Source organism: Pseudomonas sp. RP-B7 (assembly GCF_059803535.1).
In genome coordinates this window covers 130,463-145,451 of the sequence record NZ_JAPFHC010000005.1, presented here as the reverse complement: position 1 = coordinate 145,451, position 14,989 = coordinate 130,463, and the positions used below count along the sequence as shown (strand labels likewise).

Sequence of the window (14,989 nt, the reverse complement as noted above, 5' to 3'; positions counted from 1 at the left end):
CTTCGAGGAATGCTTGTCGTTATTTGCTGTATGGCAGGGATAGCGGCGGCGGATGAAAAGAACATCCTGGTCACCAGCGGTAGCGATCGGGCCACCCCGATCGCGGTAGTACCGTTCGGCTGGCAGGGCGGCAGCGTGCTGCCGGACGACATGGCCCAGATCGTCAGCGACGACCTGCGCAACTCCGGCTACTACGCGCCGATTCCGAAAGGCAACATGATCAGCCAGCCGAACCAGGCCAGCGAAGTCGTGTTCCGTGACTGGAAAGCCGTGGGCGCGCAGTACCTGATGGTCGGTAATATCACGCCGGCCGGCGGTCGCCTGCAAATCACCTACACCTTGTTCAACGTGGCCACCGAGCAGCAGGTCCTGACCGGCAGCGTGTCGGGCACAGCCGAGCAAATCCGCGACATGGCCCACTACATCTCGGACCAGTCGTTTGAAAAGCTCACCGGCATCAAAGGTGCTTTCTCGACGCGTCTGCTTTATGTAACGGCTGAGCGTTTCTCGGTAGACAACACCCGCTACACCTTGCAGCGTTCGGACTACGACGGTGCTCGTGCAGTGACCTTGCTGCAGTCGCGTGAGCCCATCCTGTCGCCGCGTTTTGCGCCGGACGGCAAGCGTATTGCCTACGTGTCCTTTGAACAGAAGCGTCCGCGTATCTTCGTCCAGCACATCGATACTGGTCGTCGTGAGCAGATCACCAACTTCGAAGGCCTCAACGGTGCGCCAGCCTGGTCGCCGGATGGTTCGCGCCTGGCGTTCGTGCTGTCCAAGGACGGCAACCCGGACATCTACGTGATGAACATGGCTTCGCGTGCGATTACTCGCGTGACCAGCGGCCCGGGTATCAACACCGAACCGTTCTGGGGTAAGGATGGCTCGACCATCTTCTTCACCTCCGACCGTGGCGGCAAACCACAAATCTACAAGGCGAGTGTTGGTGGCGGTGGCGCGGAACGCGTGACTTTTATCGGCAACTACAACGCCAACCCTAAACTTTCGGCTGATGAAAAGACGTTGGTGATGATTCACCGTCAGGATGGTTTCACTAATTTCCGGGTTGCGGCCCAGGATTTGCAGCGCGGAACCGTAAAAATCCTCACAGATACCAACCTTGATGAGTCAGCCACTGTTGCGCCCAACGGCACCATGGTAATCTACGCCACCCGCCAGCAGGGCCGGGGAGTCTTGATGCTCGTGTCCATTAATGGACGCGTAAGGCTCCCACTTCCTACCGCTCAAGGCGAAGTCAGAGAACCATCCTGGTCCCCTTACCTGAACTGACGCGGCGCTACAAGATTTGCTTAACACACTGGGGTTCATTAGGAGTTTCACGATGGAAATGCTGAAGTTTGGTAAGTTTGCTGCTCTGGCTCTGGCTCTGTCCGTAGCCGTTGGTTGCTCGTCTAAAGGCGGCGACAATGCCGGTGAAGGCGCAGCTGTTGATCCAAACGCTGGTTACGGCGCTAACACTGGTGCAGTTGACGGCTCCCTGAGCGAAGAAGCTGCTCTGCGCGCTATCACCACTTTCTACTTCGAATACGACAGTTCGGACCTGAAACCAGAAGCCATGCGCGCTCTGGACGTTCACGCGAAGGACCTGAAAGCTAACGGCGCTCGCGTTGTTCTGGAAGGTAACACCGACGAACGTGGTACTCGTGAGTACAACATGGCACTGGGCGAGCGTCGTGCGAAAGCCGTTCAGCGCTACCTGGTACTGCAAGGTGTTGCTCCAGGCCAACTGGAACTGGTTTCCTACGGTAAAGAGCGTCCAGTTGCTACTGGCCACGACGAGCAGTCCTGGGCTCAAAACCGTCGCGTCGAACTGCGTAAGTAATTCGTCATGCGAACGTGCCGTCGTGCTCTGACTGTATTGGCTCTCAGCTTCGCACCGCTTGCGGTGTGGGCTGCGGTTCCTGTGGAAGATAGCAACTCTGGCTATAACAATAGCGGGAGCAGTTATCCGCCAGCAGGTTATGGCACGAACGGCGCCTATGCGGGGGGAGCGGCTACGTCCGCTCCCTCGGCACAGGGCGAACTGTTCAACCAGCTGCAACGTATGCAGGATCAATTGGCGCAGCAACAAGGCACCATTGAAATTCTGCAGAACGAAGTGCGCCAGCTGAAGCAAGAAGGCCTGGAACGTTACCAGGATCTTGATCGACGCATTGGAGCCGGTGTTACACCTGCCGCAACTCCTGATAATTCTTCCGCCGGTGGTGCACCTAGTGCTGCCATCGGTGGTGCAGCAGCGGGGGCGGCTGCCAGCCAAGCCCCTGCCGCGAGCAGCGAACCGGGTGATCCGGCGAAGGAAAAGCTGTATTACGATGCGGCCTTCGACCTGATCAAAGCCAAGGATTTCGATAAGGCCAGCCAGGCATTCAGCGCTTTCCTGCGCAAATACCCAAACAGCCAGTACGCGGGTAACGCCCAATACTGGTTGGGCGAGGTGAACCTGGCCAAGGGTGACTTGCAGGGCGCAGGCCAGGCATTTGCCAAGGTCAGCCAGCTCTATCCCAAGCATGCCAAGGTGCCGGATTCGCTGTACAAACTCGCTGACGTAGAACGCCGCCTGGGTCATACCGACAAGGTCAAAGGCATTCTGCAGCAAGTGGTTGCCCAGTATCCGGGGACTTCCGCTGCCCAGTTGGCCCAGCGGGATCTGCAACGCTTGTAGGCAAAGCAGCCCGTTCAGAAGAAACCCGCGCCTGGCGCGGGTTTTTTCGTTAGAATCCACGCCCTTTTATGAAACACGCTTCTTGGGGTCTACGCGTTGGCGGGGTCTCATGAAGTGCCTGACGGAGGCGGACAGCCTGTTTAGCTGTTACGCCCGTGGCGACTATGCAAGACACATTACGTATCACCGAAGTTTTTTACTCTTTGCAGGGTGAAACGCGCACCGCTGGCCTGCCCACAGTCTTTGTGCGCCTGACCGGTTGCCCGTTGCGCTGCCAATACTGCGACAGCGCCTACGCCTTCAGTGGTGGCACCGTGCGCACCCTCGACGACATCCTCGAACAGGTTGCCGGTTACCGGCCGCGCTACGTCTGCGTGACGGGGGGTGAGCCGTTGGCGCAACCCAATGCCATCCCTTTGCTCAAGCAGTTGTGCGATGCCGGTTACGAGGTGTCCCTGGAAACCAGCGGCGCCCTGGATATTTCCGCGGTCGACCCGCGGGTAAGCCGGGTAGTCGACCTCAAGACCCCGGACTCCAAGGAGTCGCACCGCAATCGCTACGAGAACATCGACTTGCTGACGGCCAACGATCAGGTCAAGTTCGTTATCTGTTCCCGTGATGATTACGATTGGGCGAACTCCAAGCTGATCCAGTATGGCCTGGACCGTCGCGCGGGCGAGGTGCTGTTCTCTCCAAGCCACCACGACCTGAACGCACGCGACCTCGCCGATTGGGTGGTGGCGGATAATCTACCGGTGCGCCTGCAATTGCAGTTGCACAAATACCTTTGGAACGACGAGCCAGGACGCTGACATGACTGAGCACACCAACGATCAAAAACGCGCCGTGATTCTCCTGTCCGGCGGCCTCGACTCCGCTACCGTGGTCGCGATGGCGCAGGCGCAAGGCTACAGCTGCTACACCATGAGCTTCGACTACGGCCAACGTCATCGCGCCGAACTGAACGCTGCCGCCCGCGTCGCCCGCGACATGGGCGTGGTCGAGCACAAGGTGATCGGCTTGAACCTCAATGGCATCGGCGGCTCGGCGCTCACTGACAGCAGCATCGACGTACCGGAAACACCCGGCGAAGGCATCCCGGTCACTTACGTACCGGCCCGCAACACCGTCTTCCTGTCCCTGGCCCTGGGCTGGGCTGAAGTGCTCAACGCCCGCGACATCTTCATCGGCGTCAACGCGGTGGACTACTCCGGTTACCCGGACTGCCGCCCAGAGTTCGTCGAGTCGTTCGAACGCATGGCCAACCTGGCGACCAAAGCCGGTGTAGAAGGGCAGGGCTTCCGCATCCTGGCGCCGCTGCAAAACCTCAGCAAAGCCGACATCGTCAAGGCTGGCGTAGGACTTGGCGTCGATTATTCGCTGACAGTTTCCTGCTACCAGGCAGACGATGACGGCCGTGCTTGTGGGAAATGCGACAGCTGTCGACTGCGTGCAGAAGGCTTCCAAGCAGCCGGAATTACTGACCCAACGCGTTATTTCTGATTTTTTAAAATAAGGTGTTGAATAATCCTTAGAAATCAGTATTATACGCGCCACCACACAGCGGGTCGTTAGCTCAGTTGGTAGAGCAGTTGGCTTTTAACCAATTGGTCGTAGGTTCGAATCCCACACGACCCACCATTTTTGGCGGTTTAGAAAATCCGGAAGGCCCACGCAAGTGAGGATTTCCGGGTTTTTTTTTACCCGCGATTTAGGTAAGCCTGCGTAGCTGGACGATTTAGCCAAAGCCGATAGCCCATGTGAGGAAGGCTCAATGCGTCACCTAAACCGCATGACCCGCGCATTCCAAACCAAGCCCCTCGGCGACTTAATCTTCTATTTCGACCCCCGCTATCAGCCTGAACTCTCCACGCTGGTCCAACGCTTCCTCGCCGCACCGGAACAACACACCACCCTCGACATACCCGAGGCCACGCGCGGGGTGTTCCTGCTGGAGGGTGAGCGACGGTGGGTGTTGAAGCACAACAAGCTTGAGCACTGGAAAAAACAGCTGCAGAACTACCTGGGGCTAAAACGTGCATTTGGCCTGCATGACCTGACCAACGAGTTCATCAACCTGTCCGTGGTGTCCACCAAGTCAGCCAGCGTGCCGCGCGTCGCCGGGTTCGGCTATAAAGCGCGCTTTCCGTTCCTGAAAGAGGAGTACCTGCTGGTGGGCTTTTTTGATGATCATTGCAGTGTGGATGATCGTCTTGTCGCGCAACCTGAACAGGCCGCTGCACTACTGCCACAGGTGTTTCGACTGTTTGCGCAGATGCTCGCCGAAGGGTTTGTGCACATGGACCCCCACCCCAAGAACATCTTGATCGCGCCGGACGGTCAGCTGCGCCTAATCGATTTTGAGTGCTGCGCGCATTCGGTTATCGATCATGACTTCAGCCTGGGTTTCTCCATGGGTTACTTCTATCACTTCTGGATCAAGCGCTTCGTCAGCCTCGAAGCCTATCGTGCGCTCTGTGAGCGTTACCTGGAGGACGAGCAGCCGAATCTGCAACGGTCCATCTTCGACCCCGTATTCGAACGCTTCCTTACCCGGAAAGTCTCGCGCACCACGCGCTACAGCATCCTGACCAACCCCAAGGCCCAGGCCGCCTTCAAACAGGCTCCCGCCACGCACCCTTGACGGGCTCAGCGCCGTTTGCCAAACACCGACTTGGGCGGTTTGCCAAAAAACCGCGTAAACGCTGCGCTGAAGTTATTCGGAAATTTGTACCCCACCTGATAAGCCGCCTGGGCCACCTGACAGCCACTTTCCAGCAAGGTGTAGGCCTTGCGCATGCGGATCTCGTTGAGCATGCGGTGCGCAGTGGAGTTGAAGCGGTAGTGCAAACCTTCCTTGAGTTTGAACTCGTTGAGCCCGACCGCCGCGCAGAGATAGGGGATGGTCAGCGGCTGGTCCATCTGCTCGATCATGATGTCGCGCGCGCGCTCGAGTTTCTCGATGTCGGTCGCGCTGAATTTCAGGCTTTGCGAGAGCGCGTCGGGGCTCAGCAGCTTGAGCTGTTCGCAGAGCAGGCTCAGGGTGTGAATGTGCATGTCCAGGGTGCCGGTCACGCCGTGGCTGAGGTAGCGGGTCAGGGCGCTGGCATGGCTGGCGCTGGCGGCCGAGGTCTTCTGGAATGCCAGTTGGCGCACATTGCCGTTGCCGAGGATCTGCTGGGTGCGCTGCTCGCCGATGTATTTGTTGAGCATGCTCTCGCCAATCAACAGGCGCAGTTGACCGGCAATCCGCAGCGGCCGCTCATTTGATCCTCAGTTTGATTGAAATAGGGAGACGTTCATGAAGGCAACGTTAGGCATTTGCTTGATTACCCTGGCGCAGCCGTTGATTGAGGACGTGACGTTTGTCATCGAGCACTTGCAGGCCGGTTTGCAACCGCTGCCGCGCACCGGCCCGGGCTTTTCCGGCTGGTACGGGCGCGCCTTGATGGGCGGCGGAGATTGATCCACGGGTGGTCTGAGGGCCGCGTCATGGGACAAAAAAAGGGAAGCTCCGCTGCTGGGGCTTCCCTTTTTTTGCCCGACAGACGCACGTGCAAACGCCAGATTGGGCTTTTGAATCGATTGGATATTCTGTAGCCTTGCGCGGCTTCTGTTTCAACCGTGCTTGATGAGCAAAAACACTTCGTCCGGCGGCGCCCGATGGGCTCCAGAGCCGGTGGTACACTCGACTTTCGCGCTACTGCGCCTGCAGGTCTTGCGAACATGACGCAAATTTCCGAACGCCTACTGGTTCAAGCCCACCTCGACGCCAAGCAGCCCAAGGCCCTCAGCGCCGATGAAGAGGCGAGCCTGCGTGCCGCCATTGCCGCCGAGCTCAAAGCCCAGGACGCGGTGCTGGTTGCCCACTTCTATTGCGACCCGGTGATTCAGGCCCTGGCCGAAGAAACCGGCGGCTGTGTCTCCGACTCCCTGGAAATGGCCCGCTTCGGCGCCGCCCACCCGGCCAAGACCGTACTGGTTGCCGGCGTGCGGTTCATGGGCGAGACCGCCAAGATCCTCACCCCCGAAAAGCGTATCCTCATGCCGACCCTGGAAGCCACGTGCTCCCTGGATCTGGGCTGCCCGGTGGACGAGTTTTCCGCGTTTTGCGACCAGCATCCCGAGCGCACGGTGGTGGTCTACGCCAACACCTCGGCGGCGGTCAAAGCCCGCGCCGATTGGGTGGTGACGTCCAGCTGCGCGCTGGAAATCGTCGAGAGCCTGATGGACAACGGCGAGACCATCATCTGGGGCCCGGACAAGCACCTGGGTACCTACATCCAGCGCCAGACCGGTGCCGACATGCTGCTGTGGGACGGTGCATGCATCGTTCATGAGGAGTTCAAGTCCAAGCAGTTGGAGGACATGAAGGCGCTGTACCCGGACGCCGCGATCCTGGTGCACCCGGAATCGCCGACGGCGGTGATCGAACTGGCCGACGCGGTGGGTTCCACCAGCCAACTGATCGCCGCTGCGCAGCGTTTGCCGAACAAGACGTTTATCGTGGCGACCGACCGCGGCATCTTCTACAAGATGCAGCAGCTGTGCCCGGACAAGGTCTTCGTCGAAGCGCCCACCGCCGGCAACGGCGCAGCATGCCGCAGTTGCGCGCATTGCCCGTGGATGGCGATGAACACGCTGGAGCGCACGTTGCAGTGCTTGCGTGAGGGCAGCAACGAGATCTTCGTTGAGCCGTCGGTGATTCCGCATGCGGTAAGGCCGCTCAAGCGCATGCTGGACTTTACCCAGGCGGCGCGCCTGAAACTGGCCGGCAACGCCTGACCTGAGGCGAACTCGGCCAAAAATGTGGGAGCGGGCTTGCTCGCGAAGGCGGAGTGTCAGTCGATATATTGATTGACTGATACACCGCCTTCGCGAGCAAGCCCGCTCCCACATTTGGATCTTCACTAGGCTGTGATTATTTCTTCTGTTTGGGGATCCGCACCAGTTGCGTATCCGAATAGATGTCATGCCAGCTGCGCTTTTGCTTATCAAACAGCGACCAGACAAACCCCAGCCCCACGCACAGCCACGACGCAATCGACACCACAAACCGCAGCAGCGCCTGCCACAGGCTGATCCGCGAGCCGTCGGCGTTCTGCACGCGCACGCCCCACACCTGCATGCCCAGGGTCTGCCCGGAATGGGTCCAGAACTTGGCGAAGAAGCCAAACAGCACAAAAAACAGAATCGTCGACAGCAACGGATCGCCGTCCAGCGCACCGGATTCGGTCAGGGTGCGCATCTTGGCTTCGCCGACAAACGCCATCCACACCAGCTTGTAGATAAACGCGGTGACGATCAGCAGCGCGGTGCACAACAGGAAGTCATAGAACATCGCTGCCAGACGACGGCCCAGGCCAACGGCGGGGAATTCGCCCTGGGGGCTCAGCAGGGATTTGGACATGGCAGGGCTCTCTGGAGAAAAAAGCCATAGTACGGAATAACGCCCATAAAAAAGCCCCTGATGTCATATCAGGGGCTTTTTGTCGCAGGAAGGATCAGCCTTCTGCTTGTACTTCGTCTGCTTGCAGGCCTTTTTGGCCCTGGACCGAGACGAAGGTCACTTTCTGGCCTTCTTTCAGGCTCTTGAAGCCGTTGCCCTGAATAGCGCGGAAATGCACGAACAGATCCGGGCCGCTTTCTGGAGTGATAAAACCAAACCCTTTTTCGTCGTTAAACCACTTGACGGTGCCGCTCTGACGTTTGCTCTCCGACATTTTCTTATTTCCTTGACGCTAAAAAATTAATGACAGCCTCTTTCGCATGAAAGAGTACTGGACTGGATTGCAGGAAAGTAAGACGTCGAACGGGTTGTAGCGCAACTACTTCAGCTACTGCCCAGGTCCAGGTTCAAAGCGACCCATGCAAACACAGTGGGCAAACTCTACGCCAACTAATAAGTAAAATACAAGCCCTGACAAAACCCCAGCGTTTGCTCGGTTTTATGACACTTTGGTGGCTGCGCGGGACTCGCCTTATTCGATAGAGTTGATCACTTGTTATAGGTTATTCCTTAATGTATTGACTATCGTCAATGCACTGTTTTATGGCGGTTGCGTTACAAATTAGTGCGCATTAACGCAACCGCGTTACTTATAGGAACAGTTACTCAGCCACGATAGTAACGCTGTGGGACGAATGGCGTTTTACTTACACGAAGTGGCACCTTTTTCCCACGTACCAACGCAGAGACTTCAGTGTCCAGCGCGATGAATGCGCTGTCCAGGTAACCCATGGCGAGCGGGCCGCCGAGGGTCGGACCGAAACCGCCGCTGCATACGCTGCCGATCACGGTGCCGTGTTCGTCGACGATTTCTGCGCCTTCACGTACCGGCGTGCGTTCTTGCGGCAGCAGGCCCACTCGCTTGCGGCTCACACCGGCTTGCTGTTGGGTGAAGATGCGGTCGGCACCCGGGAAGCCACCGGCACGCGCGCCGTCGGCCCGGCGGACCTTGGAGATCGCCCACAGCAGGCTGGCTTCGATCGGCGTGGTGTCGGCGTTCATGTCGTGGCCGTACAGGCACAGGCCGGCTTCCAGGCGCAGGGAGTCGCGGGCGCCCAGGCCGATGGGCTGGACTTCGGTCTCGGCCAGCAGGCTGCGGGCCAGGCTTTCGGCGCTGGCAGCGGGTACGGAGATTTCAAAACCGTCTTCACCGGTGTAGCCCGAACGGCTGACATAGCAGTCCACGCCCAGCAGGCGCAGGGAGGCGAACTGCATGAAGGTCATCTTGGTGACTTCCGGCGCCAGGCGCGCCAGCACCTTTACCGCCGCCGGGCCTTGCAGGGCGAGCAGGGCGCGTTCTTCGAACAGCGGTTCGATGCTGCATTGTTCGCCAATGTGTTTGCGCAGGTGCGCCAGGTCCTGGTCCTTGCAGGCCGCGTTGACCACCAGGAACAGTTCGTCGTTACCCAGGTTGGCCACCATCAGGTCGTCGAGGATGCCGCCCTGCTCGTTGGTGAACATCGCGTAGCGCTGCATGCCGACCGGCAGGTCGATGATGTCGACCGGTACCAGGGTTTCCAGGGCCTTGGCGGCATTCGCGCCGGTGAGGCGGATCTGGCCCATGTGGGACACGTCGAACAACCCGGCCTGCTCACGGGTGTGCAGGTGTTCCTTCATCACGCCCAGTGGGTATTGCACCGGCATGTCGTAGCCGGCAAAGGGCACCATGCGCGCGCCGAGTTCGATGTGCAGGGCATGCAGTGGGGTTTTCAACAGGGTTTCGGTGGACATGTTCAGCTCCTGAAAAACGTGCTGGCGCGCCTTGAGGCGTCAGCACTCGATAATGTTGACCGCCAAACCGCCACGGGCGGTTTCCTTGTATTTGCTTTTCATATCGGCGCCGGTCTGGCGCATGGTGCGGATGACCTTGTCGAGGGACACAAAGTGCTGCCCGTCGCCGCGCAAGGCCATGCGTACCGCATTGATGGCTTTCACCGAGCCCATCGCATTGCGCTCGATGCACGGCACCTGCACCAGCCCGCCAATCGGGTCGCAGGTCAGGCCGAGGTTGTGTTCCATGCCGATTTCGGCGGCGTTTTCCACCTGGGAAACCGTGCCGCCCAACACCTCACACAGGGCGCCGGCGGCCATTGAACAGGCCACGCCGACTTCGCCCTGGCAGCCGACTTCGGCGCCGGAAATCGAGGCGTTTTCCTTGTACAGAATGCCGATGGCGGCCGCGGTGAGCAGAAAGCGCACCACGCCGTCTTCGTTCGCGCCTGGGATAAAGCGCATGTAGTAATGCAGCACCGCCGGCACGATTCCGGCCGCACCGTTGGTGGGCGCCGTCACGACGCGTCCGCCATTGGCGTTTTCTTCGTTGACGGCCAGGGCGTAGAGGTTGACCCAGTCCAGTACCGACAGCGGATCACGCAGCGCCGATTCCGGGTTTTTGCACAGCTGGCGATGCAACCCCGCCGCGCGGCGCTTGACCTTCAAACCGCCGGGCAAGATGCCTTCGTTGCGACAGCCAGCAGCCACACAATCTTGCATCACCTGCCAGATCTTCAGCAGCCCGGCGCGGGTTTCGGCTTCGGGGCGCCAGGCACTTTCGTTGGTCAGCATGACCTGGCTGATGGACAGCCCGTAGGTGGTGCAATGCTGTAGCAAGTCCTTGCCGTGTTTGAACGGAAAGGTCAGCGGGGTGGCGTCTTCGACGATACGGTCGGCGCCGGCCGCGTCTTCATCCACCACAAAACCACCACCGACCGAGTAGTACTCGCGGCTGCGGATCTGGATATGGGCGGCGTCGAAGGCACGAAAAATCATGCCGTTGGGATGGTAGGCGAGGGGTTTGCGAATCATCGCCAGGTGTTCTTTCTCGTTGAACACGATGCTGTGTTCGCCGAGCAGATTGAGGCGGCCGTCGCTGCGCATCTGCGCCAGGCGCGTGGCCACGGTTTCGGTGTTGACGGTGTCCGGGTGTTCGCCTTCCAGGCCCAGCAACACGGCCTTGTCGCTGCCGTGGCCTTTGCCGGTGGCGCCCAGCGAGCCGTAGAGTTCCACCTTGACGCACGTGGTGGCGCTCAGCAGGTTGTCACGCTTGAGCCCCTCGACGAATCGAGCGGCGGCGCGCATCGGGCCGACGGTGTGGGAGCTGGAGGGGCCGATGCCAATCTTGAACAGGTCGAACACGCTTAAAGACATGGTTGTTCTCCGGTTTCTTATTATTTTCTGAAGGCCCACTCGGTTAAATGTGGGAGCGGGCTTGCTCGCGAAAGCGGTGGGTCAATCACAGTTGTATCAACTGATAGACCGCATTCGCGAGCAAGCCCGCTCCCACATTTTTGACCGAGTACAGCCTCAGGTTACGCGTAGCTCTCGATGGAAGGGCAGGCGCACACCAGATTGCGATCACCAAACACGTTGTCCACGCGCCCAACCGGCGGCCAGTACTTGCCTTCGATCAACGACGGCACCGGGTACACCGCTTGCTCGCGGGTGTACGGGTGCGTCCACTCACCGACCAGTTCAGCGGCGGTGTGCGGGGCGTTTTTCAGTGGGTTGTCGTCCTTGTCCAGGGTGCCGTTTTCCACTGCGCGGATTTCTTCGCGGATGGCGATCATGGCGTTGCAGAAGCGGTCCAGTTCTTCCTTGGATTCGCTCTCGGTCGGCTCGATCATCAAGGTGCCGGCCACCGGGAACGACATGGTTGGCGCATGGAAACCGAAGTCGATCAGGCGCTTGGCCACGTCATCCACGCTGATGCCGCTGCTGTCTTTCAATGGGCGCAGATCCAGGATGCATTCGTGGGCGACCAGGCCGTTGCTGCCGGTGTAGAGGACCGGGTAGTGCTCTTCCAGGCGACGGGAAATGTAGTTGGCATTCAGGATTGCCAGCTGCGAAGCGCGCTTGAGGCCCGCACCGCCCATCATGCTGATGTACATCCAGGTGATCGGCAAAATGCTCGCGCTGCCGAACGGCGCCGCGCACACCGCGCCTTCCTTGCGTTCCATGGCCGCGTGGCCCGGCAGGAACGGCGTGAGGTGCGCTTTGACGCCAATCGGGCCGACGCCCGGGCCGCCACCGCCGTGGGGAATGCAAAAGGTCTTGTGCAGGTTCAGGTGGGACACGTCGCCGCCGAACTTGCCCGGTGCGCACAGGCCGACCATGGCGTTCATGTTGGCGCCGTCGATGTACACCTGGCCGCCGTTGTCGTGGATGATCCCGCAGATTTCGCGGATACCTTCTTCGAACACGCCGTGGGTGGACGGGTAGGTGATCATCATTGCGGCGAGCTGATCGCGGTGCTCGATGGCCTTGGCGCGCAGGTCTTCGATGTCGACGTTGCCGCGCGCATCGCAGGCGGTCACCACCACACGCATGCCGGCCATGTTGGCGGTGGCCGGGTTGGTGCCGTGGGCCGACGACGGGATCAGGCAGATGTCGCGGCGCGCATCGCCACGGCTCTGGTGATAGGCGCGGATCGCCAGGAGGCCGGCGTACTCACCCTGGGAACCGGCGTTCGGTTGCAGGGAGATCGCGTCGTAACCTGTGGCCGCGCAGAGCATGGCTTCCAGGTCGGAGGTCAGCTCCAGGTAGCCGGCGCTCTGCTCGGCCGGGGCGAACGGGTGCAGGGCGCCGAACTCGGCCCAGGTCACCGGGATCATTTCGCTGGCGGCGTTGAGCTTCATGGTGCACGAGCCCAGCGGGATCATGGTGCGGTCCAGCGCCAGGTCCTTGTCGGCCAGTTTGCGCAGGTAGCGCATCAGCTCGGTTTCCGAGTGATAGCGGTTGAACACCGGGTGGCTGAGCACCGGCGACTGACGCAGCAGCGCGGCGGGCAGGGTGCTGTCGACGCTGGCGTTGAAGTCCGGCAGGGCCTTGCCGTCGGCGAAGATCGCCCACAGGGTTTCGATGTCGGCCTGGGTGGTGGTTTCATCCACGGAAACGCCAAGACGCTCAGCGTCTACCACGCGCAGGTTGATGCGCTGGGCGCGGGCCTTGTCATGCAGGGCCGCGGTGTGGGCGCCGGTGTTGAGGGTGAGGGTGTCGAAGAAGTTTTGCTGCTCGGCCTTGAAACCCAGGGTAGCCAGGCCGTTGGCCAGGATCGCGGCCAGCTGGTGCACACGCTGGGCAATCTGGGTCAGGCCTTTGGGGCCGTGGTACACGGCGTACATGCTGGCGATGTTGGCCAGCAGCACCTGGGCGGTGCAGATGTTCGATGTGGCTTTCTCGCGGCGGATATGTTGCTCGCGGGTCTGCATGGCCAGGCGCAGGGCCGGCTTGCCGAAACGGTCGACGGACACACCGACCAGGCGGCCGGGCATGTCGCGCTTGAACGCATCCTTGGTGGAGAAGTACGCCGCGTGCGGGCCACCAAAGCCCAGCGGCACGCCGAAGCGTTGTGCGCTGCCGATGGCCACGTCGGCACCGAACTCGCCCGGCGGGGCCAGCAGGGTCAGGGCCAGCAGGTCGGCGGCCACGGCCACCAGGGCGTTGGCGGCGTGGAAGCGCTCGGTCAGTGCGCGGTAGTCGAACACGTCACCATTGCTGGCCGGGTATTGCAGCAGGGCGCCGAAGAATGGGCTGACATCGGTCAGTTCGCGTTCGTCGCCCACCACCACGTCGATGCCCAGTGGCTCGGCACGGGTGCGCAGCACGTCGAGGGTTTGCGGGTGGCTGTGGATCGAGGCGAAGAAGGCGTTGCTGCCCTTGTTCTTGCTCAGGCGCTTGCAAAAGGTCATGGCTTCTGCAGCGGCGGTGGCTTCGTCCAGCAGGGAGGCGTTGGCGATCGGCAGGCCGGTAAGGTCGCTGATCAGGGTCTGGAAGTTCAGCAGCGCTTCCAGGCGGCCTTGGGAGATTTCCGGCTGGTACGGCGTGTAGGCGGTATACCAGGCCGGGTTTTCCAGGAGGTTGCGCAGGATCGGCGCCGGCGTGTGGCAGTTGTAGTAGCCCTGGCCGATGTAGGTCTTGAACAGTTGGTTCTTGCCGGCGATGGCCTTGATCTTCGCCAGGGCCGCGGCTTCGCTCAGGCCGTCTTCCAGGCCGAGTACGCTGGTGCCCTTGATGCTTTCCGGGATCACGCTGGCGCTCAGGGCTTCGAGGGAGTCGAAACCGAGGCTGGCGAGCATGTGTTGCTCGTCTTGCGCGCGCGGGCCGATGTGGCGGGCGATGAATTCGTTGGCGGTGCTGATGTTAACGGTCATTGCGCGCTCCTCAAGCTTCGGCGTTGGCTTTGATCAGGCGGTCGTACGCGTCCTGATCCAACAGTTTAGCTACCGCGTCGGCATCGGCCGGTTTAAAGCGGAAGAACCAGCCTTCGCCCAGCGGGTCTTCGTTGACCAGTTCCGGGCTGTCGCTCAGTTTGTCGTTCACTTCCAGCACTTCGCCGGTCAGGGGCATGTACACGCCGCTGGCGGCCTTGACCGATTCCACGGTGGACGCTTCGGCGCCTTGCTCGTAGGCCTGCAACTCCGGCAGTTGCACGAAAACCACGTCACCCAGCGCGTTTTGCGCAAAAGCCGTGATACCCACGGTGACGCTGCCGTCAGCTTCGGCGCGCAGCCATTCGTGATCTTCGGTGAAACGCAACTCGCTCATGGAAACTCCTCAGGGCCAGAATCGTCTGGTGGACGGGATTGGAATAATGAGGAGTTGCTTAGCAAGAACGCGGCCAAGGTTATTAAATCGTTATAAAACAAAGACTTAGTGAATTTGGTTATAGCGTTATGCATTCTGCCTGTAGCGATTTCGATACAGCTGGACCCGTTAAAAAAAGCCTATGTGGATCAAAGCCTTGCATGGCACGCAAAAAACAGGGTTGTAGCGAAATCGTTACGCTGTAGCGCTTTCAG

General features: G+C 60.2%; 15 protein-coding genes and 1 tRNA gene. 9 read left to right on the top strand and 7 right to left on the bottom strand.

Translation table 11 applies throughout. From position 1 onward, the window contains the following. Positions 1 to 9: 9 nt before the first annotated feature. The 7 genes from tolB (at position 10) to OPU96_RS07495 (ending at position 5,327) form a co-directional block, all read left to right on the top strand. Positions 10 to 1,290, top strand: coding sequence for a Tol-Pal system beta propeller repeat protein TolB (gene tolB, locus OPU96_RS07525; protein WP_192299426.1), 1,281 nt, complete (start codon positions 10 to 12; stop codon positions 1,288 to 1,290). Positions 1,291 to 1,342: 52 nt separating this feature from the next. After that, positions 1,343 to 1,843 (top strand): peptidoglycan-associated lipoprotein Pal, encoded by a 501-nt coding sequence (pal, locus tag OPU96_RS07520; protein WP_003209827.1) that lies wholly within the window; start codon positions 1,343 to 1,345, stop codon positions 1,841 to 1,843. A 6-nt stretch (positions 1,844 to 1,849) separates the two neighbouring features. Continuing rightward, entirely contained in the window at positions 1,850 to 2,683 is an 834-nt protein-coding gene (gene ybgF / locus OPU96_RS07515) for a tol-pal system protein YbgF (RefSeq protein WP_226456250.1), read from the top strand. A 164-nt stretch (positions 2,684 to 2,847) separates the two neighbouring features. After that, entirely contained in the window at positions 2,848 to 3,495 is a 648-nt protein-coding gene (gene queE / locus OPU96_RS07510) for a 7-carboxy-7-deazaguanine synthase QueE (protein ID WP_159955528.1), read from the top strand. A gap of 1 nt (position 3,496) precedes the next feature. After that, positions 3,497 to 4,186, top strand: a complete 690-nt coding sequence (gene queC / locus OPU96_RS07505) for a 7-cyano-7-deazaguanine synthase QueC (RefSeq protein WP_192299424.1) — start codon at positions 3,497 to 3,499, stop codon at positions 4,184 to 4,186. A gap of 62 nt (positions 4,187 to 4,248) precedes the next feature. Further along, a tRNA-Lys gene (locus OPU96_RS07500) sits at positions 4,249 to 4,324 on the top strand. A 133-nt stretch (positions 4,325 to 4,457) separates the two neighbouring features. Beyond that, positions 4,458 to 5,327 (top strand): phosphotransferase, encoded by an 870-nt coding sequence (locus OPU96_RS07495; protein WP_498558927.1) that lies wholly within the window; start codon positions 4,458 to 4,460, stop codon positions 5,325 to 5,327. A 5-nt stretch (positions 5,328 to 5,332) separates the two neighbouring features. On the opposite strand, the gene OPU96_RS07490 is transcribed toward OPU96_RS07495, so the two are convergent. Then, entirely contained in the window at positions 5,333 to 5,896 is a 564-nt protein-coding gene (locus OPU96_RS07490; protein ID WP_498558926.1) for a helix-turn-helix domain-containing protein, read from the bottom strand. Positions 5,897 to 5,984: 88 nt separating this feature from the next. Between OPU96_RS07490 and OPU96_RS07485 the strand changes: the two genes are divergently transcribed. Both OPU96_RS07485 and nadA read left to right on the top strand, forming a co-directional pair. Then, positions 5,985 to 6,149, top strand: coding sequence for a hypothetical protein (locus OPU96_RS07485; RefSeq protein WP_498558925.1), 165 nt, complete (start codon positions 5,985 to 5,987; stop codon positions 6,147 to 6,149). A gap of 260 nt (positions 6,150 to 6,409) precedes the next feature. Continuing rightward, the gene (gene nadA / locus OPU96_RS07480) at positions 6,410 to 7,468 is read left to right on the top strand and encodes a quinolinate synthase NadA (protein WP_032890946.1); all 1,059 of its coding nucleotides are present in this window, start codon (positions 6,410 to 6,412) and stop codon (positions 7,466 to 7,468) included. 136 nt (positions 7,469 to 7,604) lie between these two features. Here nadA and OPU96_RS07475 read toward each other — a convergent pair whose 3' ends face one another. From OPU96_RS07475 to gcvH, 6 genes are all read right to left on the bottom strand, one after another. Continuing rightward, positions 7,605 to 8,093 (bottom strand): RDD family protein, encoded by a 489-nt coding sequence (locus OPU96_RS07475; RefSeq protein WP_226456243.1) that lies wholly within the window; start codon positions 8,091 to 8,093, stop codon positions 7,605 to 7,607. Between the two features lie 94 nt (positions 8,094 to 8,187). Beyond that, positions 8,188 to 8,406, bottom strand: a complete 219-nt coding sequence (locus OPU96_RS07470; RefSeq protein ID WP_226456242.1) for a cold-shock protein — start codon at positions 8,404 to 8,406, stop codon at positions 8,188 to 8,190. A gap of 392 nt (positions 8,407 to 8,798) precedes the next feature. Next, positions 8,799 to 9,923 (bottom strand): glycine cleavage system aminomethyltransferase GcvT, encoded by a 1,125-nt coding sequence (gcvT, locus tag OPU96_RS07465; RefSeq protein ID WP_192299419.1) that lies wholly within the window; start codon positions 9,921 to 9,923, stop codon positions 8,799 to 8,801. 39 nt (positions 9,924 to 9,962) lie between these two features. Further along, positions 9,963 to 11,339: an L-serine ammonia-lyase gene (locus OPU96_RS07460; protein ID WP_498558924.1), complete on the bottom strand. Its 1,377-nt coding sequence runs from the start codon at positions 11,337 to 11,339 to the stop codon at positions 9,963 to 9,965. Between the two features lie 161 nt (positions 11,340 to 11,500). After that, positions 11,501 to 14,341, bottom strand: a complete 2,841-nt coding sequence (gene gcvP, locus OPU96_RS07455) for an aminomethyl-transferring glycine dehydrogenase (protein WP_192299417.1) — start codon at positions 14,339 to 14,341, stop codon at positions 11,501 to 11,503. Positions 14,342 to 14,351: 10 nt separating this feature from the next. Then, positions 14,352 to 14,735 (bottom strand): glycine cleavage system protein GcvH, encoded by a 384-nt coding sequence (gene gcvH, locus OPU96_RS07450; protein WP_192299416.1) that lies wholly within the window; start codon positions 14,733 to 14,735, stop codon positions 14,352 to 14,354. Between the last annotated feature and the right edge of the window lie 254 nt (positions 14,736 to 14,989).